This is a genomic window from Candidatus Zixiibacteriota bacterium, from assembly GCA_036397555.1.
Classification (GTDB): domain Bacteria; phylum Zixibacteria; class MSB-5A5; order WJJR01; family WJJR01; genus DATKYL01.
This window is the reverse complement of the sequence record DASWIS010000027.1, coordinates 1-22,610: the sequence shown is the minus strand read 5'-3', so window position 1 is coordinate 22,610 and position 22,610 is coordinate 1. Positions and strand designations below refer to the sequence as shown.

Sequence of the window (22,610 nt, the reverse complement as noted above, 5' to 3'; positions counted from 1 at the left end):
GAACCGCTTCCGCCTTAAACTCCGCCGTGTACCGGCGTCTTGAACTGCTCATCAAACACCTCCTCCGAGAGTATCAAAACTCTCTTATGAGGTGTCAACCAAATCGGGGGAGGATCATCCAGACAAGCGGCGGGTGTCTATATGCTCGCGCAGGGCAGTGAAATCATCTACATCGGACGAGCGCAGGGTGGCACAACTACCATCCGCTCGCGCTTGAAAGATCACTTCAGTGGGCGGGAAGGCGTGTGTACAAAGAAACCTACGCATTACTGCTCCGAGGTGATTCCGAACCCGGTTGCTCGCGAAAAGGAGCTTCTGGAGTGGTTCAAGAAAAAGTATGGAAAACTGCCGCGCTGTAACCAACGCGTCGGTTAATCTTCTATTACCTTGATCCACATGGCGCAACAGGGGCCGGTTGTGCAGGTACCCGCACCGGCCTCAGCGCCATCTTCATCGAAAAGTAGTTCGCGGTTTCCAAACGGCAATTCTCCATAAACCATAAGCCGCGGCTTTCCGTCTGACGCGACCTCAAACTGAAATGATAGACCGGTTGCGTCGTCATTGATGATCTGCTCTTTGACAGACCATCGCTTTGCGTGTTGTTTGATTGGCATAGACTCTCCCTATACTACTAATCGACTGTTCGATTCAATCCCAAAACCAAACTGTACCAGTGCCCAATTCCCGTGCACCCGGCCCGCCGTTCGCCGGAATCGTGTCCATTCACACTTAATGCGATACTTCCTAAGGCGTACGTAACACAAATAACTACATAAGCATACGCTCATTCCACTGCTCTGGCACGGCCCTTGCCATACCAATGCCCGGAGAGCCGGAAGGAGGCTGGCCATGATGAGCAATCGGATTATCCTGGGTATGGGGTTTCTGATCGGAAACCTGCTGTTCGGATGCGAGTTCAACGGCGATACCGTCGTGGTCGCACCGGATGACACCGCGCCGGGCGTCCCGCGCGGCGTCTATACGGTCACCGGGGACCGCGCGGTCACGGTGTACTGGTTTGGCAGTTCCGAGGATGATCTCGATGAGTATCTCATCTGGCGCGCCGACAACGAGCCGCAATCTTCCGGCGATTTCTTCCTGCTGGCGGTTGTGGGCGCGGGCGCCTGGGATCCGGACAATCCCGACTTTGTGTATGTGGATCGTGACGACGTCGCCAACGGCCACACCTATTACTATGCGATCAGTGCAACTGATTTTGCCGGCAACGAAAGTGCGCTGTCGTACGCGAGCGATCCGACGGTCGATACGCCGCGTCCCGAGGGTGAGGATGTCCTGCTGGATGCGGACGTGACCGGCATCGCCGGTTTCGATATCGAACATGGCGTGTCGGTTCCCATCGGGCATCCCTCGGCGCACATCGAAGTCTACTACGACGACGCACTGGGGATTCTCACGGCGGTTGCCGTCTACAATAATTCCAGCGATTACAACGACATTCAGGACTTCGGCTACACCGACGACATGGATCAGCTCGACTGGGCGCCCGAACAGGGATGGTCGCACATCGGCTGGGCCGAATTGATCGAGGGGCACACCTACGTCGTGTGGACCAACGAGAACCACTTCGCCAAGTTCCGGGTCACGTCCCGGGGCGACACCTGGGTGCTCGTCGACTGGGCGTACCAGTTGGTCGCGGGTTTGCCCGAACTGAAACCCGCCCTGCCGCAATCGGACGGAGTTTGACGCACAGGAGGATGCGATGAAGACACGTCAAATCACACACGGGACGACGCTGACCGCCGCGATTACGCTGGTTGCCGTATTGTTGATGGCGGCAGCGAACGCAGTCGCCGACGTCAGCGTATCCGCGACGCTGAAGATCAGCACGCATCCGAAGGATGATCTGCAGGTGTGGATCTGGCCGGATCGCGGCGAAGGCGGCATCTACTCGCCCGGCGACGACATCCGCATGTTTGTCGAGACCACGCGCGATTGCTTTCTGATTCTTTACAACATCGACACGCGCGGGCGGCTCAACATCCTGTTTCCGTATGACCCGTGGGACGACAACTTCGTGCCGGGCGGGACAGTCGTCGAGTTTCCGCGCCGCTACGATTCCTTCGACTGGACTGTCGATGGTCCGCCGGGCATCGAGTATGTGCAGGCGATCGCCTCGGAGTTTCCGATCAGCCCGCCCGACTGGCCGGTGTACCTGCGCACGGTCAATGGACGCGATGCGGTGTACCACGATGCCGATCTGCGCGACTTCTGGGCGGGCGATGACCGGCTCGGCTACATTCGGACGGTCAACCGCAAGATCGCCCGGCGCTATTGGAACTGGTGCGCGACCGACCTGGCGTCGTTTGAAGTGCGGCCGCGCCGCTTTTTCGTCAACATCAATGTCAACGTATTCGATCCGTGGCCCGATGTGTTCTACGGCGAGATCTTCATCGGCTGGCCGATCGGCGGGCGCATCTATGTCGATGGCGACTTTGTCGGCTGCGCCCCGATCCGCATCCCACGCCGCCATTGGGGCGCCCACGAGATCATTTGCTACGACGGCCCCAGAGTGGTCCGTCGGCATACGGTCCACGTGCGGCCGAAGACCGAGTACTACGCGCAGGATGTGCTTGTGTTCGGCAAGCCGGGACATGTGAGGCGCGTGGTCGAATACGGGCATGCCAAGGCGGCGCGTCGCGGCATCCCCGACGAAGTCCGCACCGACCAGGCGACGATGGATGTGATCCGTAAGGCGAAGGCGACAACGCGGTCGAAGACCGATGCGGCGTCGAGAGAATCGTCGGCTTCCGCAAGAAAGGAATGGACCAACCGCGGTGAGCAGAGTCGAGACACCCGTGTTGAACAGAGCCGAACCGCTCGTGGTGAGCAAGGCCGAAGCACGCGGGCGGCCGATCGCCGCGAACTGACCGAGCAATCGAAGACCACTACGCAGACGATGGAACGCGTGACGACCCGTCCTGAGCCCACTCGACAAACGGAGTCGAAGGACCGCGTTGTGGTCAAGTCGCAGAAGAGCAAGACCGCAGACTCGAAGTCCTCGGGAGCCCTGCGGATCGACCGCGTCATCAGCAAAACGGTCAAGTCGGCGGTGAAGGTCGCCAAGTCGGCCGGAGATGCCGCAAAGTCTGCGGTTGACGCGCGGGAGTTCAAAGGCAAAACAAACAGTGCTCCCCGTGCGAATGCCCCAACGGCGGAACGCGGACAGGCGAAGTCGGATCGGTCGTCACGCGGAAGGCCCTGATCGCCCGGCTTGAGGATTGACGAACGGCCCATGCCGATGTATAAAGTAGAGAGTGTTATCGATTGAGGCGTGCTGAATATGCTGAAACGATTGACCCCATATCTGCTGGCGGCGATGATCGCCTGCGCCGCAACGACCGCGTGGGCGATCGATGCCAAGCCGAAGGAAGAAAAGCCCGCCGAACCGTCGCCGTCCGATCAGACTACGACCCAGCCCGTCAAAGATGCTGCGCCGAAGGCCGTCGAACAGTCGACGCCGCCCAATGATGACCTGCTCAATCGTCTCCAAAAGCAGGTCGAGAAATCGGGCGACTCCAAGGCGGGGCAGTACGACAACTACATCGACAAGAACAAAGACGGCGTCGATGACCGGGTCAAGTGCAAGTCGCAGCACGAAAGCACGCGCACTAAGACAGCCACCGAGTCGAAGGCGAACTGGTCGGCGCCCCCTCCGCAGCGTGACGCCGACAAAGCCCCATCGTCGGCGGAGAAGAAGCCCGAGCCCGACAAGAAGTCTCCCGATCGGAAACGGCCGCGCCGCTGATTGCCCGATCCCGCCGCACCGGACTGCCGATCCCCGCAAAGCCGACTTCTGTGCGAGTCAGCCCAAGGGCTGACCCACACAGGCATGGGGGGTCTTTAGGTCAGGAGCACGGCGCGTCCGGACAACTCGTCGCTGTGCCGGTCAGCCCTTGGGCTGACCACAACGGCGCAGGGCGAACTTGTCCGGAGACCACGCTAACTCGTGAGTGATGCTTCGCCCCATCATCCCGTCCCGCACTCGCGTGCAGCACGGGATATTCTGTGCGGGTCAGCCCAAGGGCTGAACCACACAGACATGGGGGGTCTTTAGGTCAGGAGCACGGCGCGTCCGGACAACTCGTCGCTGTGCCGGTCAGCCCTTGGGCTGACCACAACGGCGCAGGGCAAACTTGTCCGGAGACCACGCTAACTCGTGAGTGATGCTTCGCCCCATCATCCCGTCCCGCACTCGCGTGCAGCACGGGATATTCTGTGCGAGTCAGCCCAAGGGCTGACCCACACAGGCATGGGGGGTCTTTAGGTCAGGAGCACGGCGCGTCCGGACAGCTTGTCTCCGTTCAGAAGATCGTGCACCGGGCTCCTGACGATCTTCTGATTGGCGGATCCCGATGTTGCGCTTGGCGCAGTCCTCTGACCTACAACTACAACTTTGGGTTTGGGCCGACGACTGTTTTCGCTATCATGGCCCGACCCGTCACGTCCCACGGGGCGATTGCTCCAGAGAGCCGACACCATGCGCATGAGCCGGACATTTATCCCCACGCTGCGGGAGGACCCCGCCGATGCAGAACTGATCAGCCACAAGCTGCTGGTGCGCGGGGGCTTCATCCGCAAACTGACCGGCGGCATCTACATCTATCTGCCGCTGCTGCAGCGCGTGCTCGCGAAGATTTCTCAGATTGTGCGCGAAGAGATGGACCGCGCCGGCGCATTCGAGATCACCATGCCGGTGCTGCATCCCGCGGAGTTGTGGGAAAAGACCGGACGATTCGCGACGGTCGGCCCCGAACTGATGCGCATGAAGGACCGTCATGACCGTCCGATGGTCCTCGGCGGCACGCATGAAGAGGTCGTAACCCACCTCGTGGCCGGTGAACTGCGCAGCTACAAGAAGCTGCCGCTGAACCTCTATCAGATCCAGGTGAAATTCCGCGATGAGATTCGTCCGCGCTTCGGCCTGATGCGCGGACGCGAATTCATGATGAAGGACGCCTACTCATTCGACGTCGATGACGCCGGACTGGGGATCAGCTACCAGAAGATGGTCGATGCCTACAACGCTGCGTTTCGCCGTTGCGGTCTGGACACGGTGATGGTCGAATCCGACACCGGTGCGATGGGCGGCAGTTCGGCGCATGAATTCATGGTCGTGGTCGAGACCGACGGCGGCGAGGCGATCATCCTGTCGTGCCCGGAGTGCGGTTACGCGGCGAACATCGAACGCGCCGAGTCGGTCACACGTGCGGTGCGTGTCGATGATGAGAGTCCGCGCAAAAGCAGGGAAGTCGACACTCCAAACGCCAAGACGATTGAGGACGTGACAGCGTTTCTGAAAGTCCCGGCGACCAAACTGGTCAAGACATTGCTCTATCGCGCGCGGGAGCGATATGTAGCAGCACTGATACGCGGCGACCGGCAGATCAACGAAGTCAAACTGGCGCATGCAGCCGGAGTTCCAACAATCGAGATGCTCGATGCCGAGACCATCGTCTCGCTCACCGGGGCACCGGTCGGGTTCGCCGGGCCGGTCGGCCTCTCCAGTGAGTTTGAAATCATTGCCGATGATGAGATCGCGGCGATGCGCAACTTTGTTGTCGGGGCCAACTCAGCCGACAAACACATCGTCGACGTGAATCTCAGCGACTTTCAGATCACCAAATCGGCCCTGATCCGTTCCGCCGAAGAAGGCGAGGGCTGCCCGCGGTGTGCCGACGGCACGCTCATCCGGCGGCGCGGCATCGAAGTCGGCAACACCTTCAAGCTCGGCACGAAGTATTCATCGGCGCTGGGGGCGTTGTTTACCGATGCCGACGGCCATGAAAGACCGATGGTCATGGGATCATACGGGATCGGCATCACGCGCACGGCGCAAGCAGCGGTCGAGCGCAGCCACGACAAAGACGGGATCGTCTGGCCACTGCCGATTGCACCGGCTCACTGCCATCTGGTCTGCGTCGCCAGCAACGACGCGACATTATCTGCTGCCGCCGATCAACTCTACGATGAACTTCAAAAAGCAGGAGTCGAGGTGCTCTACGACGACCGCGACGAGCGCGCCGGTGTCAAATTCGCAGATGCCGACTTAATCGGCATTCCGTTCCGTGTCACGGTCGGCTCCAAGGGCTTGAAGCAGGGCGTTTGGGAACTGAAACGCCGCGATGCCGCCGAACCAGAGTCGGTGCTGGCGGGGGATCTGGTCGCCCGTGTGAGGCGGGAGATTGATGCGGCGTTGGGCACTTCCTGATTATTCCTGTTGCACGCCAGGCGTCCTCGCCTGGCGTCTGATCCGGAGTCTTAACCGCTGCTCACTGCGTGACTGATCGCTTGGATAGACGGGGACCACCGATATATTAAAGTGTGAACGCAGCGGAATCGATCCGACGACTCATTCGAGCAACGCTGATAATGGCCGCCGTAATCACGTTACCAAGTCCTGGCGCCTCAGACGATCAGCCGACCGTGAGCGAGCGGCATCAGTTTTCAGCCGCCGATTCTGTCCGCACACTTGAGCTGGCTTCACGATTTCCGTCAGGTGTGATTCCAGTCTGGGCTGTGCGACAAGAAAGCCCCAACGAGTGGGGGAGTCCCGGCGACAGCCATCCATCGCTCCCTGACATGGCTGAGACCTGCACGTCCCTTGTGGATTTCGAGGTTACACAAGACAGACTTGACCCGTCCTTTGATTCCGTGGCACGTGCAACTGATTTCTACATCGCCGACGTCTTGGGCGAACAGGTGATAAGGCATCGATTCGACTCTTTGCTGAACTATGAATATGACACTATCGCACAAAACATGGGTGTGGTGTGGGTTTCTGAGGATCTGGACAACGACGGGCATATTGATCTCGTAACTCAATTCTTCGACCAGCTGTTCATTTACTCGGCCCCTGATTGGAATTTGCGAGCCTCATTTCACTGGCCCGGATTCGCCGTAGCAATGCATGCTGCCACTTTCCAAGTCGACGACGATGAATATCATGAACTCCTTGTAGCTCCAAACGCACTGTCAGGAGATGCTTTCGTCGTAGTGATCCAGTACGATGTGCCAAACGACACGTTCACAGTACAATCAGAATTGTATGTGAGCACATCGGATGGAATGCCTCCCGACGGCGCCATCGGACAGGCTGCCATTGGTGACTTCGATGCTGACGGGCGCGTCGAGTTCATTCTAGGAAATCTGGCGTGCTGCCATGAATTGTTTGAGTGGCAAGACACCGGGTTAGCATACATAGGCACCGTGGGCGATAGCATCCCTGCGACCGCCCAAGTGGCCTCCTCAATAGCCTGCCGTCCGCTTCCGGATCAGAAGCTAAGACCGTTGCTAGGGAGCTCTTCCCATGACACTTCGTATGGATACAATTACCGTCTGATGACGGCAGTCGGCGACAACAATTTCGAACTAACTCACTGGTTCAGGCACAACACTGGGTATATCGGCATTCACCCATGTTGGGCTGCCGACACGGACTGTGATGGCCTGCAAGAACTGGCGATGGCATCATATCCAGAGTGGCGCGTATGGGAATGGGATCAGTACACAGAACAGTTCGTCGAAGGATGTTTTTGGCAACTGCCTCTCAATCGCTCACTGAGCAGATGGAAATCAGCGGACCTGAATCAAGACGGACGGGACGAATGGATCGTCGTGGACAATCTGTTGCAGCTCTATGTGTTTGAGGACAACGACTGTGTCAACTGCAACACTTCGGGCATCTGTCCGCCTGATCCGAGCTGCCCATGCTTCTGCCACGCCGATCCAATCTGTAACGGGAACACTGACGTCTTCGACGTAGTGGCGTCAGTTGACGTAGCCTTCCGGAGCGTTCAGCCCGAACCGGACCCACATCCGAATTGTCCGCACGAGCGGACGGATGTCGACTGTAATGGAGTCACGAATGTATTTGATGTCGTGAAGTTTGTCGACGTTGCGTTCCGCGCGGGCGATCCGGGGAGCGTATTCTGCGATCCCTGTGTGCTTTAGTGCCTACGTAGGTTCGTGGGCGGCCCCTACAATAATGCACTCGATGGAGCTTCCCTGATCCGTAGGGGCGCGGTTTCCGCGCCCTTGTTGTTTCGGTCTACTAAGGGCGGGGAGACCCCGCCCCTACGATTCTCTTGGGATTGGCTGGTTTCTTTCGTGCGGGCGCCTCACACAGTCCCCCGCGACGCACGCAATGAACCTCCGCATTGGTGTGTAGAGGCGGGCCTCAGACCCGCCCGCGTATGGATCGTGACGGACGGGCCGGTCTGAGACCGGCCCCTACAGGGCAAACGATTAACACTGTCGGGATGTGCAGATGCAGACCGCCCAGCCCCCACTTTTCTGTTGCCCCACAATCTAACTATCTGTAAACTATGAGGTTTCGGTCCTGAAACTCAGGTCTCAGGGCCTGATGGGGGAGGTCGGCAGTGGCAACAGGGGCCGATCAACGGGCCGCGGCGCGCCTCAAAGAGCTGGTCGAGGGGATCGTCGAGCGCCATGGATTGGAGCTGGTCGAGGTGACGTACAACCGTTCGGGCCGCCGCCAGTTGTTGCGCGTGTATGTCGACAAGGTCGGCGGCGTGACGATCAGCGAGTGCGAGGCGGTCTCACGGCGGCTGTCGGCCGATCTGGACGCGTCGGAGATGATCGAAAGCCGGTATACGCTGGAAGTCTCCTCTCCCGGATTCGACCGGCCGCTGACGGCGCCCGCGGATTTTCGTCGCAAGGTCGGACGCAAGATCGAATTGCGGCACCATGACGACACCGGCCGGGAGCGGCGGATCAAAGGGATCATCGGCCGCGTCGGCGAGTCATCGGTGACGGTCGGCGATGCGAATGTGAATTGGGATGCGGTGATAGAGGGCAAACTGATCATCTAACGGTCCGCGCGGGCGGCGGGAGTGGGATCCACGAGAATGGCTATGGTGCTTGAGTTCGACATTTGGGAAGTGGTCCACCAGATCATGAAGTCGAAGAATCTGGAGTTGGACTACGTGCTGGAGACGGTCCGCGAGGGGCTGATGACGGCGGCGAAGAAACGATTCGGCGACGCCGACAACGTGCGCGTACACATCGACAAGGCCAACGAGGATATCTACATGACCGCCACCAAGACGGTGGTGGACTTCGTCCGCGAACCGCGCACCGAAATCTCGCTGATCGATGCGCAGGAGGTCGACGAGGAGACCGAAATCGGCGACGAGATGGAAATCGAGTTGTCGTTTGAGGATTTCGGCCGCAACGCCATCGCCGCGACCAAACAGATTCTCGTGCAGCGCATCCGCGAACGCGAGCGCGCGCAGATTTATGAGGAGTACAAGGACCGGGTCGGCGAAGTCGTGACCGGGGTCGTGCAACACATCGACAAAGGCACAATCATCGTCAATATCGCCGGCGCCGAAGCGGTCATCCCGCACAAAGAGCAGATTCCGCGCGAACGGTTCCGTCAGGGAGACCGTGTGCGCGCCTTTATCGCCGATGTGCAGCCGAACATGAAGGGGCCGCAGATCATCCTGTCGCGGGCCCACACGGGCTTGCTGCTGCGGCTCTTCGCGCTGGAAGTGCCGGAAATCTTCGAGCGCATCGTCGAAATCCGGGCGCTCGCGCGCGAACCCGGCGAACGCTCCAAGGTCGCGGTGGCGTCCATCGACGACCGCGTCGACCCCGTCGGCGCCTGTGTCGGCGTCAAGGGCGTGCGCGTGCAATCGATCGTGCGCGAGCTGGCCAACGAACGCATCGACATCGTGCAATGGGACTCCGATCCGGAGGTGTTCGTGGCGCGGGCGCTGGCCCCGGCGCGCGTAGTGCAGGTGCGCACCGATGAGGAACGCAAGGAAATGCTCGTCATCGTCGACGATGAAAAGCTCTCGCTGGCCATCGGCCGCAGCGGACAAAACGCCCGCCTGGCGGCCAAACTGACCGGCTGGAAAATCACCATCCGCTCCGAGTCGCAATATCTCTCCGAGCGTTCGCATACGCTCGACACCAAAACGCCGCTGGATCAGCTTCCCGGAATCGGCGATGTCACCAAAAACAGGTTGGAAGCGGCAGGGATCGCATCCATCGAGATTCTCGCCGGCAAGAGCATCGAGGATTTGACGGCCATCGAGGGCATGGGGCCGAAGACGGCCGAAAAACTGCTGGAGTCGGCGCAGGACTTTGTCGCGCAGCAGGTCGACTTTAGCGTGAAGCCCGAAGACGAGAAAGTGGGCGCGCGCGTCGGCGACGAGCTGTTCCACGAAAACCAGGACGGCGCCGAGCCAACCGAAGAGAGTGACTGACACGGATGTCCAATAAACGCCTCTACGAAGTTGCCCGGGATCACAACCTGTCCAGCGATGCGCTGATGGCGATGGTGCAGCGTCTGGGGTTCGACGTTCGCAGTCACATGAGCGTCGCCTCCGATGACATCCTTGAAGCGATCGAGCAGGAATTTCGCCAGCAGAAAGCGGAGCTGCGCGAGGAAATCGAAAAGCGCGAACGCAAGACGCGCGAGCGCAAGGCGCGGGCGCGCCGGGCGGTCGAGGAAGAAGTGCAGCGCCGTCGGGAAGCGCAGGACGCCGCCGACAAAATCCGGCGCGAAGAAGAGGAAGCCCGCAAAGCAAAGGAGGCGGCGGAAGCCGCCGCCAAAGCCAAGGCCGCCCACGTCCCGCCGCCGGTCACCGAGCAACGCACCTTTACACCGACATCGACCCCGGAGCAGCGCCCCGCGCGGTCCCGCACGCCCGTGGGAGGGATCACCGGACGTCCCGGCGGCGCGGCGTCGCCGGTGGGTGTCAGACGCCAACCCTTGATGCAGGCCGCGGTGGGCTCGGCCCCGGCCGGACGCCGTCGCCGTTCCGGACGCCGCCGCCGGCAGCGCGTCGATCAGCGGGATGTCGCGGCGAGTTTCCGCAAGACGATTGCGGAACTGGGAACACGGACGAAATCGAAACGGCGTCAGCGCCATGAAGCCGGCGACGACGCGGGTGTCCCCGAACCGACACGGACGATCGAGGTCAATGAGTTTATGTCCGTCGCCGAGCTCGCGCACAAGATGGGTGTCAGCCCGACGGAAGTTGTCGCCAAGTGCCTCGAGCTGGGAATGCTCGCGACGGTCAACCAGCGGCTCGATCTGGACACGATCGAGACGATCGCGCTGGAATTCGATTACAGCATCCGGCAGGTCGAGGAAATCGGCGAGGAAGTGTTGGCCGACGACGAAGAGGAAATCGGCGAGGAAGCCCCGCGCGCCCCGGTGGTGACCATCATGGGGCATGTGGATCACGGCAAAACCTCGCTGTTGGACTATATCCGCGTGGCCAATGTCGTCGCGGGTGAAAAGGGCGGCATCACGCAGCATATCGGCGCATACATGGTCGACAGTTCCGCCGGCCAACTGACATTCCTCGACACACCGGGCCATGCCGCCTTCACTGCGATGCGCGCGCGCGGCGCGCAGGCCACCGACATCGTGATCCTTGTGGTTGCGGCGGATGATGCGGTCATGCCGCAAACGATCGAAGCCATCGACCACGCGCAGGCCGCCGAAGTGCCGATTGTCGTGGCCGTCAACAAAATGGACCTCCCCGATGCCGACATCGACCGTGTCAAGTCGCAGTTGTCGGAGCACGGCCTGGTGCCGGAGGACTGGGGCGGCAAGACCATCATCGTACCGGTCTCCGCAAAGACCGGCATGGGCGTCGATAAGCTGTTGGAAATGGTCCACCTGCAGGCCGAAGTGCTCGAGTTGACCGCGAACCCCCTGCGGCGCGCCCGCGGGGTCATCATCGAGGCGCAACTCGACCGCGGACGCGGCGCCGTCGCCACCGTGCTGGTGCAGACCGGCACACTGCACATCGGCGATGACTTCGTGACCGGACCGTACTGCGGGCGCGTGCGCAGCATGTTCAACGAGCGCGGCTACGCGGTCACCGATGCGCCGCCGTCGGCGCCGGTGCTGGTGGTCGGCTCCGATGGTGTGCCGCAGGCGGGGGATACCTTCGTCGTCTGCGTCGATGAACAGAAGGCGCGCCACATCTCGCAGATGCGCGGGCGTCTCAAGCGCGAACGCACGCAACAAATGATCCAGAAGACGACGCTCACCAACCTGTACGAACGCATTCAGTCCGGCACCATTCAGGAGTTGAAGATCGTCATCAAAGGCGACGTCGACGGGTCGGTCGAGGTGCTGGCCGACACGCTGACGAAGATCAAGTCCGATGAAGTGCAGGTGAACGTGATCCATCGCGGCGTCGGCGCGATCAACGAGTCCGACGTGCTGTTGGCGGCGGCCTCCGAGGCGGTCATCATCGGCTTCCATGTGCGCCCCGATGCGCGCGCGCGCGAATTGGCGGTGCAGGAGGGGGTCGACGTTCGCCTCTACGACATCATCTATGAAGTCGAGCGCGATATCCGTTCGGCGCTCGAGGGAATGCTCAAGCCGATCGAGGTCGAGGAGCGCACCGGCGAAGCGAAGGTCAAACAGGTATTCAAGATCTCCAAAGTGGGAACGATCGCCGGTTCCGATGTGCTGGAAGGCGCGGTCAAGCCGCGCGACCGCGTGCGCGTCGTGCGCGACGGCACCACGATTTACACCGGACTGATCGATTCGGTGCGCCGCTTTGCCGATTCGGTCAAGGAAGTCTCCGCCGGACTGGAGTGCGGCATCAAAATCGTCGATTACAATGACATCAAGGTGGGGGATGTCTTCGAACTGTACCGGATCGTCTCGAAAGAACGCAAGCTGGAGTAGCGCCCGCCGCAGGCCATGATCGGCAGCGTCCGTCTCGTCCTGCATCTGCCGGGGTGCCGCAGTCTCAAGGAGAAACGGAACATTCTGCGGCGGTATCTCGAAGCGATGCGCCGCAGCTATGGAGTCAGCATTGCCGAGATCGAGGGACAAGATGAGCATCAGCGCGCGGTGCTGGAGGCGGCATGCGCCGCGAACGCCCGCTCGCACCTGCACAGTGTCCTGACCCGCGTAGCGCGCGATGCCGACCGGCCGGGGGAGATGACGCTCACGGATTATGAGATTGAGGTATAAGGATGGATGACCCGAAGTGAGGGGATTGTTGAAAGACCCCTGATCAATGTCATGCCGAACGAAGTGAGGCATCTCTTGCCCCCTCCCTCAGGGAGAGGGAATGTTCAATCCTCTGACTTCGGGATTGGCAGCAAACGATGAGCTCGACCGAACGACGTCAGCGCGTTGCCGACCTGATCCGCCGCGTCGTGGCGGAGATGCTGTTGACCGACATCAAGCGGTATGATTTCCGGGCGGTCACGATCCTGCGGTGCGAGGTCTCCGGCGACCTGCACGAGGCCGACATACGGTATTCGGTGCTGGGCGATGAGGACGACAGGGCGCAATGCGCGCATCATCTGGATCGGATTCTCCGCTTCGTGCAGCGCCGCCTCGGACAGGAATTGAGCATGTATCGTCCGCCGACCATTCGCTTTGTCTACGACAATGCGGTGCAGGAAGGGCTGCGTCTCGACGAACTCTTTACGCAGATCGAACGTGAACGAAAAAACGATGACCAGGGCAGCGGCCCAAAAGATTCAGACGGCGCTTAAGTCCGCGCGCCGGATTCTGATTTCATCGCATCGCGATCCCGATGGGGACTCGTTGGGGTGCCAATTGGCGTTCTATGAGTATTGGACCCGGCAGCGCCGCCGCCGCGCGGACATCGTCAACCAGGGTCCGGTGCCGCGCAAGTATCGGTTTCTGAGTCACTCCGGGGTCGTTCGCGAGCCGGGGGCGCTTAAGCGGCGGCCGCGATGGGATGCGGCGATCATTTTCGAGTGCTCGTCGTTGGATCGCATCGGCACGGTGAGCGAGCTGTTGCCCGATGGATTGCCGGTCATCAACATCGATCACCATCAGCACAACTCACGGTATGGCGCGGTCAACGTTCTCGACCCAACCGCCGCCGCCTGCGGCGAGATGGTCTTCGACATGCTGCGGCACTGGAAGGCGACGATCACACCGTCGATGGCGCAATCGCTGGCGACGGCGCTGGTCACCGACACCGGACGCTTCGGGCATCCGTGCACCAATCTGCGGACAATGGTCATCGCCGCTGAGCTGGTCAAACGCGGCGCGGATCTGCCCCGAGTCACGGCGGCGGTCTATCAATCGTACTCTCCCGCGGAGTTTCGTCTGGTGCATCACATCCTGGGGAGGGCCGATCTGCGCGCCGACAGCCGGATTTGCTTTCTGGCCCTGCGCACCGCGGATCGCCGGCGTTACCAGGTGCCGATGCACGAATTGGAAGGGCTGGTCGATCACACGTTGTCGGTGGCGGGGGTGCAGGTCGGTGCGCTGCTGAGAGAATTGGGTCCGAAGCGGACCAAGGCGTCGCTGCGCTCGTGCGGAACTGTGGATGTCGCCGCATTGGCGCGACGCTTCGGCGGCGGCGGCCATCGCAATGCCGCCGGATGCATCATTGAGCTGCCGCTGGCCAAAGCCGCCGACACACTGGAGCGCGCCATCGGGCCGTTGCGCGACAATCACCGGCCAAAGTCGAAGAGTTAAACCTATGTGTCGTGTGCGGATCAGCCCTGGGGCTGATCGCGGGCCGACGGCCCGATCAACCTCAATTAGTCATATTCATCACTCCGCCATGACCGTCAGCCCAAGGGCTGACCGACACAAAAACGTGCAATGACATTGTCGAATGCCACGGCAGCGCTCTCCGGCATACTCCCCATCGACAAGCCGTCGGGGATGACATCGCACGATGTCGTCGATGTGGTACGGGACATATATGGCGTGCGGCGTGTCGGGCACTCCGGCACGCTCGATCCGTTCGCCACGGGGCTGCTGCTGGTGATGATCGGCGATGCCACGAAAATCGCCTGGGTATTATCGGGTCAAGACAAGACCTACGAGGCCGTGATTCGCTTCGGAGCGTCATCGGACACCGGCGACCCCGACGGGGAGATTACGGCATCCGGCGCACCGATTCCGGAGAATCGCGTCATCATCGAATCGATGCTGCCGACCTACCGGGGATTGATCGAGCAGGCGGTTCCCGAGTATGCCGCAACGCGCGTGGCCGGACGCCGCCGCTATGAGTTGGCGCGGGCCGGGGAAGTGCTGCCGGAGTCCAGGCGAAGCGTGACGATTCATCGTTTGGAATTGGAATCGTATGAGCCGCCCGATGCGCGGCTCGTTGTGGGATGCTCCTCGGGAACGTATATCCGCGCACTCGCGGACCAAATCGGACGTGACGCGGGGTGTGGTGCCTACGTGACCCGGTTGCGTCGAACCCGGATCGGGCCGACGAGCGTAGAGGAGGCGCTCGACCTTGACGGATTGCGCCGACGCGCAGCGGACGGCGCTGAGGGCATGGCGCTTCAATCCATCGATCGCCACCTCGGACTCCCGCGCATTCAAGTGACGGGTGATGCCCGCGACGAAATCGTGCACGGACGCCTCCTCTATGGGCGACACGTCACGGCAGTCGACGGGGCATTTCGAAACGGGGATCTGATCGCGATCACGTTGCCCGATCACGGACCAGCGGCCATCGCCGAAGCGGCGTTTGACTCCGGCGTTCGCGTCGAACCGGATCTGCCGATCTGCACTTATCGTCGTGTGCTGTTGACCGCTCATTGAATGTCCTCCACGTGAAGCCGCAGAACATCACACCACCGATTCCGGCCCCCGATTCGGTTCTGAGCGCTTCGACGCCCGAGTCGGCCTCCCTGCGGATTTCCACGCGCTCGGTGGTCTGCATCGGCACGTTCGACGGGGTCCATTTTGGGCATCAGGCGGTCCTGCGCGATGCGCGCGGCGCCGCCGATCGCCTCGGATTGCCGCTGTGGGCCGTGACCTTTCATCCGCATCCGAAATCCGTGGTCAAGCCGAAGATTGCGCCGCCGTTGCTCACATTACCCGAGGAACGAGTCGCGCTGCTGGGGGCCTACGGCGCCGATGGCGTGCTGACGATGACGTTCGATGATGCGTTGGCCTCGACACCTGCCGCACACTTCGCCGACAGCGTGTTGGCCGCGGCTCTGAGGGCGCAGGCCATTGTCGTCGGCGCCGATTTCGGCTTTGGATTCCGACGCGAAGGGACGTCCCGGTTCCTGTCCGATTGGGGAGCCCAGCGGGGAATCGACGTCCACGTCGTCGACTTGGTCGCCGTAGCCGGCCAACCGCGGCCCGTCACCTCAACATCGATCAGGGAGCTTTTCGCGCACGGACGCTTCAGCGAGGCCGTCGAGCTTCTGGGGCACCCGTATCCGGTCACCGGGCGTAAGATCGCCGGGGCGGGGCGGGGAAAAGAGATGGGATATCCCACTTGGAATCTGGAGCTGGACAATGCTAAATTACCCCCGCCGGTCGGGATTTACGCCGCTTGGACAGCGCATGCGGTGCCGCGACCGGCAATGGCGTATTTCGGGTCGAACCCGACCTTCGGCGGCACGGTCAAGCGGCTGGAGATAAATGTATTAGAGGGTTCGCCGGACGAACGCCGCCCGCGAGAACCGATTGAGAGTGTCTGGCTGGAGTCGTACATTAGGCCGGAGGAAACATTCGATACGGCCGATGCCTTGATACAAAGGATGACCGAAGACGAACACGAAGCGCGGCGTCGGCTGAATTGTCCCGCCGGGCACACAGTGGAAGGAAGGAGACATCCAAGCAGTGCCGACTGAATCGGAGCAGAAGCAGGCGATCATCGGGGCGTACCGTCTGCACGACAAAGACACCGGTTCGCCGGAAGTGCAGATCGCTTTGTTGTCCTCGCGCATCGCGTCGGTGACGTCGCATCTGGATGTGGAAGTGCGCGACCACGCCTCGCGCCGGGGGCTTCTGAAGATGGTGGGCAAACGCCGCCGGCTGCTGAATTATCTGCGCCGTACCGATGTTGATGCCTACCGTCAGTTGCTGGATAACTTGAACCTGCGCAAGTAGACTTGCGCCGTCGGGCGGGCGAGGGACGTCTCGCGACGGGACCTGGGGTATGTCGACCCATGTGACCTTGGCCCCGAGGCGAGCTGTCCCGCCCCGAAGCACGGACTGACGATCTGATCGTCAGCACTCGTCGCTTCATCCCGACGAAACCCAACAGGAGTCGCAGCATCGGCCCAGGCCGGGCTGCGGGAGATTCATGATTGAACGGATTCAGATCGAATTCGGCGGACGGCCGTTTGTGATCGAAACCGGCCATGTGGCCAAACAGGCCAATGGCGCGGCGATCGTCCGCCACGGCGACACCATGGTCTTGGCGGCCGTGGTCGCCACCAAAGACCCGGTGCCCGACCGCGGGTTTTTCCCGCTGTCGGTCGATTACCGGGAGAAGGCCTACGCCGCCGGAAAAATCCCCGGCGGCTTCTTCAAGCGCGAGGGACGTCCCTCCGAAAAGGAAACGCTCTCGGCGCGCATGATCGACCGGCCGATCCGGCCGTTGTTCCCCGATGGCTATCCGCACGAAGTGCAGGTGCACGTCACCGTGCTCTCGTCGGATCAGGAAAACGATGCCGATGTGCTGGGCATCTGCGCGACCGCGGCCGCGCTGGCGGTTTCGGATGTGCCGTTTGCCCACACGCTGGCGGGGGCGCGGGTCGGACGGGTCAACGGCGAACTTATCATCAACCCCACGGTTGCGCAGTTGGACGAGTCGGACATCAATCTCGTCATCGCCGGGACCGAGCACGATGTCATCATGGTCGAGGGCGGATGCCAGGAGGTGTCCGAAGACGATCTCGCGTCGGCGCTCGAGTTCGGGCTGAAGGAAATGCAGTCGATAACGGCGGCGATCAGAGAACTGCAGAGCAAAGTCGGCAAGGCCAAGCGCGACTTCGTGTCGGCCGGCATCGACCCCGAACTGAATGCGGCCGTGCGCGAATTGGCAGCGACGCGCATTGCAGAAGCGGTCAAAATCGCCGACAAGGCCGAACGCGAGGACTCAGTCTCACTCATCAAGACGGAAATGCGCGAGGCGTTGGCCGAGCGTTTTCCCGATCAGGAAGTCCATATCGGCCGCGCGGTCGGTGAGATCGAAAAGCACGACCTGCGCGAACGCATCCTGGCCGAGAGCACGCGGGCCGATGGGCGCGGTCCCGATGCCATCCGCGACATCAACAGCGAGGTCAACTTTCTGCCGCGCACACACGGTTCGGCGCTCTTTACGCGTGGGCAGACACAGGCGCTGGCGGCGGTCACGCTCGGCACCAAGGTCGACGAGCAACGCATTGATGACCTGATGGGCGACTCGACCAAGAGCTACATGTTGCACTACAATTTTCCGTCCTACTCGGTCGGCGAAGTGCGCCCCATTCGCGGGCCGGGACGGCGCGAGATCGGCCATGGTGTGCTCGCCGAACGCGCCATCCAGCCGGTCATTCCCAATGAGACGCTGTTTCCGTATACGATTCGCATCGTCTCCGATGTGCTGGAGTCCAACGGCTCTTCCTCGATGGCGACCGTCTGCGCCGGGACACTGGCGCTGATGGATGCCGGAGTTCCGATCAAGACTCCGGTTGCCGGCATCGCGATGGGTCTGGTCAAGGAGGGCAGCCGTTATGCCGTGCTGACCGACATCCTCGGTGTCGAAGATCATCTCGGCGACATGGATTTCAAGGTGACCGGCACACGGCAGGGGATCACGGCCTTCCAGATGGATCTGAAGATCGAAGGGCTGCCATTCGACATCATGCGCGAGGCGCTGCACAAGGCAAAAGTGGCGCGTCTGCATGTTCTCGACCGCATGGCCGAGACCCTGGCGGCGCCGCGTCCGGAGCTGTCGAAATACGCGCCGCGGATTCTCATCTTCCAGGTCAAAGTGTCGCGTATCGGCGAGATCATCGGCCCGGGCGGCAAGATGATCCGCAGCATCTGCGAGCAAACCGGTGCGAAGATCGATATCGACGATGACGGCACCGTGATCGTCGCCTCGGTCGACATGGCCGCAGCCGAGACGGCCAAGCAGATGATCCTGGCATTGGTCGAGGAGCCGGAGGTCGAGAAGGTCTACGAGGGCACGGTGCGTCGTCTGGCGGCGTTCGGGGCGTTCATCGAGATTCTGCCCGGCACCGATGGACTGCTGCACATCTCCGAGTACGACTACAAGCGGACAGAGCGCATCGAGGATGTGCTCCAACTCGGCGACAAAGTGCAGGTCAAAGTGCTCAGCGTCGATGACGACGGCAAGGTACGGCTCTCACGCAAGGCGCTGTTGCCGCGTCCCGAGGGGATGCCGGAGGATGACGGCCGCAGCGACAGCCGTCCCCCGCGCCGCTCCGGAAGGCCATCAGATCGACGCCCGGCGCGCCGACATTAACAGTGGAGGGAGAGCGGCAACTCGACCCGATCAGTCTAAACTATGACGGCAAGTGTTCTAAATAAGACAATACTGCCTAACGGCTTACGTGTTGTGACCGAATCGATGCCGGATCGCGATTCGGTCACGATCGGCGTCTGGGTCGAGGTCGGCTCACGGTACGAGGACGACGCCACCGCGGGTGTCTCGCACTTTCTGGAGCACATGGTCTTCAAGGCGACCCCGACCCGTTCGGCGCGCGAGATCGCTCTGGAAGTCGAACGCTTGGGCGGATCGCTGAACGCATTCACCTCGCGCGAGCACACTTGTTATCACGCGCGCGTGGTCGGGCGCGATCTGCCGACGGCGCTGGAGATTCTGGCGGATCTGTCGACGCGCGCGACGCTCCCGGCGGCGGAAGTCCAGAAAGAGCGTCTCGTCATCGCCGAGGAGATCAAAGATGCGCACGACACCCCCAATGAGTGGGTGCACGATCTCTTCGCCATGCAGATGTGGCCGGGGCACTCGATCGGACGTTCCATTGCGGGCACGATTCCGACAGTCATGGGAACGACGCGGGAGACGCTGCACAAGCACCGGGCACGATTTTATCGGCCCGACCGCATGTTGATCGCCGCTTGCGGCAATCTCTCGCACGCCAAACTCGTCTCGCTGGTGAAGAAAGCGTTTACGATCGACACGCCGACCGGCAGGGTGGAAGCGCCATCGACTCCCAATGGCGCCATGGTCCAGCGCGGCGTGGCGCACCGCGAGATCAACCAGACCCACGTCTGCCTGGGCTTCCCATTGTGGAAGTTCGCCGATCCGCGCCGTCACACGGTGCTGGTCATCAGCAACATCCTGGGCGGCGGCATGTCGTCACGCCTGTTCCAGAGCGTGCGCGAGCAGCGCGGCCTGGTCTATGCGATCTATCCGATTCAGGATTCGTATCAGGATGCGGGGTTCCTGGGCGTCTACTTCGCCTGCGACCCGAAGCATATGCTGGAAGCGAGCAATCTGGTCCTCAAAGAAATGGGACAACTCGCCTATGGGCGAATCGGCGCGACCGAATTGGACGATGTGAAGTCGCAGTTGCGCGGCAACCTGCTGCTGGGTTTGGAATCGACCTCGTCGCGCATGCACCGCATTGCCCGGCACGAACTGTATCTCGGCGACTATGTCACGCCGGGGCAGACGATGAAAGCGATCCGCAAGGTGTCGGCCGCCGACATCCGCAACGTTGCCTCCGAAGCGTTCGTGCCCGACCGTCTCGCGATGGCCGTGCTGGGGCCGGTCCCCGGCGAGACCGTCGGCAAGGTCGATCTGGGCGCCCTGCAACGACCCGTTCGCTCCGGGCGGAAGCGCTTGACCGCGCGCCCCAAACCCGCATCTTCCCAACGGAAGAGTCCATCCAGGCGGGCGTAATTCAGTGGTAGAATGCAAGCTTCCCAAGCTTGACGTCGTGGGTTCGAGTCCCATCGCCCGCTGTTGAAAGCCGCAGTCTGCGCCAATCATTGTCATAGACGCAACAATTGGAGTCATGCCGAGCCCGACGGGCGAGGAAGCTCGAACGGCTTGAGGGCGGCGTCGCGCGCCCAGAGATGCCTCACTTCGTTCGGCATGACATTAAGGTGGGGTCTTTCAACATCCCCGATACCCCGGGCACTCGCTGGAATCACGGCATTCTGTGTGCCCACCGGATGTCCTCGCACGGCGTGGGTTCGGTCAGTTGGAAAGCTCGTGCCGTCGTTCTGCCGGTCCTGCGGTTCTCTGCGACAGTCATATGTCATTGCACAAGAATGCCATGTCGTCATGAGGTGTGTAAATCCATTGGCACTTATCGTCTTGTGTCAACACTTCCACACATCCGGGAGCCGGCTTGTCGCTCTACGCAGGGGTTTTGCGTGTCCGCCGCATGTCCTCGCGTGGCGGGAATAGGCGTCACCCGAGGGCGGGTGACGCCACCTTTCCGGCTTATGAGTTTAATTGTGGCGTATCTTGACCGAACCCATGCCCATCGTCCGCCACATCCATCACCATGATGTCATCCCGGAGGGAAACCTGCATCCGGGGGACGAGATCGTGGCGATCAACGGACAGCCGTTGCGCGATGTCATCGATGCGAAGTTTTTCGCCGCTGAAGAAGAGCTGGAGTTGCAGGTCCGCCACCCCGATGGTCGTCTGCGGCGCCTGCACATTATCAAGGACATCGACGCGGATTTGGGCATTGAATACGAGCCCGATCCGATTCGCATCTGCAAAGCGAATTGCGATTTCTGCTTCGTCAAGCAGCAGCCCCGCCAACGGCGCATGCGGCGCACCCTGCACATCAAGGACGACGACTACCGGTTGTCGTTCTTGCACGGAAACTTCGTCACGCTGACCAACATGTCGGAGGACGACTACGCGCGCATCTTCGAACAGCGGCTCTCGCCGTTGTATGTCTCGGTGCACTCGACCGACGATGCGGTACGCCGCGAATTCTTGCGCAAGCCCGATGCCGAGCCGATCGTGCCGCTGCTGAAGCGGTTGCACACGCAGGGAATCGACACCCACACGCAAATCGTGGTGACGCCGTCGCTCAACGACGGCGCGCCGCTGTGGCGATCATTCGATGACCTGCTGGCCCTGTATCCGCGGGTGCCGTCGGTGGGGGTCGTTCCCATCGGGCTGACCAAACACCGCGAAAAGCTGCCGACCTTGCCGTTGGTCACACAGCCACAGGCGGTCGAGATCCTGCGGGAAATCGGCAAGCGTCACGATGCCATGCGGAGGCAGCATGGCGTCGGCGTCATCTATGCCGCCGATGAAATGTACCTGATTGCGGACGAGGAGATCCCGTCAGCCGACTACTATGACGACTACTGCCAGCTCGAAAACGGTTTGGGGCTGATTCGACAGTTGCTCGACGGTTTTGAAGAACGGGAATCGGAGCTGCCGCGCAAGATTCCGCAGCGCAGGCGGCTGTGCCTGGCGACCGCGACATCGGCGGGACCGTTCATCGAGCGGCTCTGCCGACGCATCAACAAACGTGTAACGAATCTCGAGTTGATCCCGCTGATTGTGCGCAATGATTTCTGGGGCCACACGGTGACTGTGTCCGGACTGCTCACCGGGACGGATATCGCCGCGCAGTTTCGCGAATCGGGCAGCGGGGCCGATGCCCTGATCGTCCCGCCCGATTGCCTCAACACCGATGATCTGTTCCTGGACGATGAGACCATTCCCTCGCTGAGCGAACAAGTCGGCGTGCCGGTCCTGCGCTCCGAATACGATTTCGTGCAGACGGTGCTAAATTGCCTCGCGGCGTAGCGGCGCCCATCGACTGTGGTTGGGGCAAAAACCTCCCGCATGTCATTCCGAATCCCCCGAATCCCGCCC

The 22,610-nt window shown here is 61.4% G+C and carries 18 protein-coding genes and 1 tRNA gene; 18 read left to right on the top strand and 1 reads right to left on the bottom strand.

The window, feature by feature from the left end; genetic code table 11:
* Positions 1-371 precede the first annotated feature (371 nt).
* Positions 372-614: a hypothetical protein gene (locus VGB22_08660; GenBank protein HEX9751337.1), complete on the bottom strand. Its 243-nt coding sequence runs from the start codon at positions 612-614 to the stop codon at positions 372-374.
* Positions 615-852: 238 nt separating this feature from the next.
* On the opposite strand from VGB22_08660, the gene VGB22_08655 reads away from it, so the two are divergent.
* The 18 genes from VGB22_08655 (at position 853) to VGB22_08570 (ending at position 22,541) form a co-directional block, all read left to right on the top strand.
* A complete protein-coding gene (locus VGB22_08655; GenBank protein ID HEX9751336.1) occupies positions 853-1,704 on the top strand; it encodes a hypothetical protein in 852 nt (283 codons plus the stop codon).
* Between the two features lie 16 nt (positions 1,705-1,720).
* Entirely contained in the window at positions 1,721-3,223 is a 1,503-nt protein-coding gene (locus VGB22_08650) for a DUF4384 domain-containing protein (protein ID HEX9751335.1), read from the top strand.
* Between the two features lie 78 nt (positions 3,224-3,301).
* The gene (locus VGB22_08645; protein ID HEX9751334.1) at positions 3,302-3,766 is read left to right on the top strand and encodes a hypothetical protein; all 465 of its coding nucleotides are present in this window, start codon (positions 3,302-3,304) and stop codon (positions 3,764-3,766) included.
* 732 nt (positions 3,767-4,498) lie between these two features.
* On the top strand, positions 4,499-6,229 hold the full coding sequence (locus tag VGB22_08640) for a proline--tRNA ligase (GenBank protein ID HEX9751333.1): 1,731 nt from the start codon (positions 4,499-4,501) through the stop codon (positions 6,227-6,229).
* A gap of 161 nt (positions 6,230-6,390) precedes the next feature.
* Entirely contained in the window at positions 6,391-7,971 is a 1,581-nt protein-coding gene (locus tag VGB22_08635; protein HEX9751332.1) for a hypothetical protein, read from the top strand.
* Between the two features lie 428 nt (positions 7,972-8,399).
* A complete protein-coding gene (gene rimP, locus VGB22_08630) occupies positions 8,400-8,852 on the top strand; it encodes a ribosome maturation factor RimP (GenBank protein ID HEX9751331.1) in 453 nt (150 codons plus the stop codon).
* Positions 8,853-8,894: 42 nt separating this feature from the next.
* Complete coding sequence (gene nusA, locus VGB22_08625; GenBank protein ID HEX9751330.1) at positions 8,895-10,253, top strand: transcription termination factor NusA; 1,359 nt, start codon at positions 8,895-8,897, stop codon at positions 10,251-10,253.
* A gap of 5 nt (positions 10,254-10,258) precedes the next feature.
* Complete coding sequence (gene infB / locus VGB22_08620) at positions 10,259-12,706, top strand: translation initiation factor IF-2 (protein HEX9751329.1); 2,448 nt, start codon at positions 10,259-10,261, stop codon at positions 12,704-12,706.
* 15 nt (positions 12,707-12,721) lie between these two features.
* Positions 12,722-12,997, top strand: coding sequence for a DUF503 domain-containing protein (locus tag VGB22_08615; protein HEX9751328.1), 276 nt, complete (start codon positions 12,722-12,724; stop codon positions 12,995-12,997).
* Positions 12,998-13,134: 137 nt separating this feature from the next.
* Positions 13,135-13,530: a 30S ribosome-binding factor RbfA gene (gene rbfA / locus VGB22_08610; protein HEX9751327.1), complete on the top strand. Its 396-nt coding sequence runs from the start codon at positions 13,135-13,137 to the stop codon at positions 13,528-13,530.
* Positions 13,490-14,491, top strand: a complete 1,002-nt coding sequence (locus tag VGB22_08605; protein HEX9751326.1) for a bifunctional oligoribonuclease/PAP phosphatase NrnA — start codon at positions 13,490-13,492, stop codon at positions 14,489-14,491. The genes rbfA and VGB22_08605 overlap by 41 nt, the downstream gene beginning before the upstream one ends.
* Positions 14,492-14,620: 129 nt before the next feature.
* Positions 14,621-15,577: a tRNA pseudouridine(55) synthase TruB gene (gene truB, locus VGB22_08600; protein HEX9751325.1), complete on the top strand. Its 957-nt coding sequence runs from the start codon at positions 14,621-14,623 to the stop codon at positions 15,575-15,577.
* 11 nt (positions 15,578-15,588) lie between these two features.
* Complete coding sequence (ribF, locus tag VGB22_08595; GenBank protein ID HEX9751324.1) at positions 15,589-16,623, top strand: riboflavin biosynthesis protein RibF; 1,035 nt, start codon at positions 15,589-15,591, stop codon at positions 16,621-16,623.
* Positions 16,613-16,882: a 30S ribosomal protein S15 gene (gene rpsO / locus VGB22_08590; protein HEX9751323.1), complete on the top strand. Its 270-nt coding sequence runs from the start codon at positions 16,613-16,615 to the stop codon at positions 16,880-16,882. The genes ribF and rpsO overlap by 11 nt, the downstream gene beginning before the upstream one ends.
* 196 nt (positions 16,883-17,078) lie before the next feature.
* The gene (pnp, locus tag VGB22_08585; GenBank protein HEX9751322.1) at positions 17,079-19,250 is read left to right on the top strand and encodes a polyribonucleotide nucleotidyltransferase; all 2,172 of its coding nucleotides are present in this window, start codon (positions 17,079-17,081) and stop codon (positions 19,248-19,250) included.
* 42 nt (positions 19,251-19,292) lie between these two features.
* Complete coding sequence (locus VGB22_08580; protein ID HEX9751321.1) at positions 19,293-20,654, top strand: pitrilysin family protein; 1,362 nt, start codon at positions 19,293-19,295, stop codon at positions 20,652-20,654.
* Positions 20,645-20,716: transfer RNA gene (locus VGB22_08575), tRNA-Gly, on the top strand. The genes VGB22_08580 and VGB22_08575 overlap by 10 nt, the downstream gene beginning before the upstream one ends.
* 523 nt (positions 20,717-21,239) lie before the next feature.
* A complete protein-coding gene (locus VGB22_08570; protein ID HEX9751320.1) occupies positions 21,240-22,541 on the top strand; it encodes a DUF512 domain-containing protein in 1,302 nt (433 codons plus the stop codon).
* The last annotated feature ends 69 nt before the right edge of the window (positions 22,542-22,610 follow it).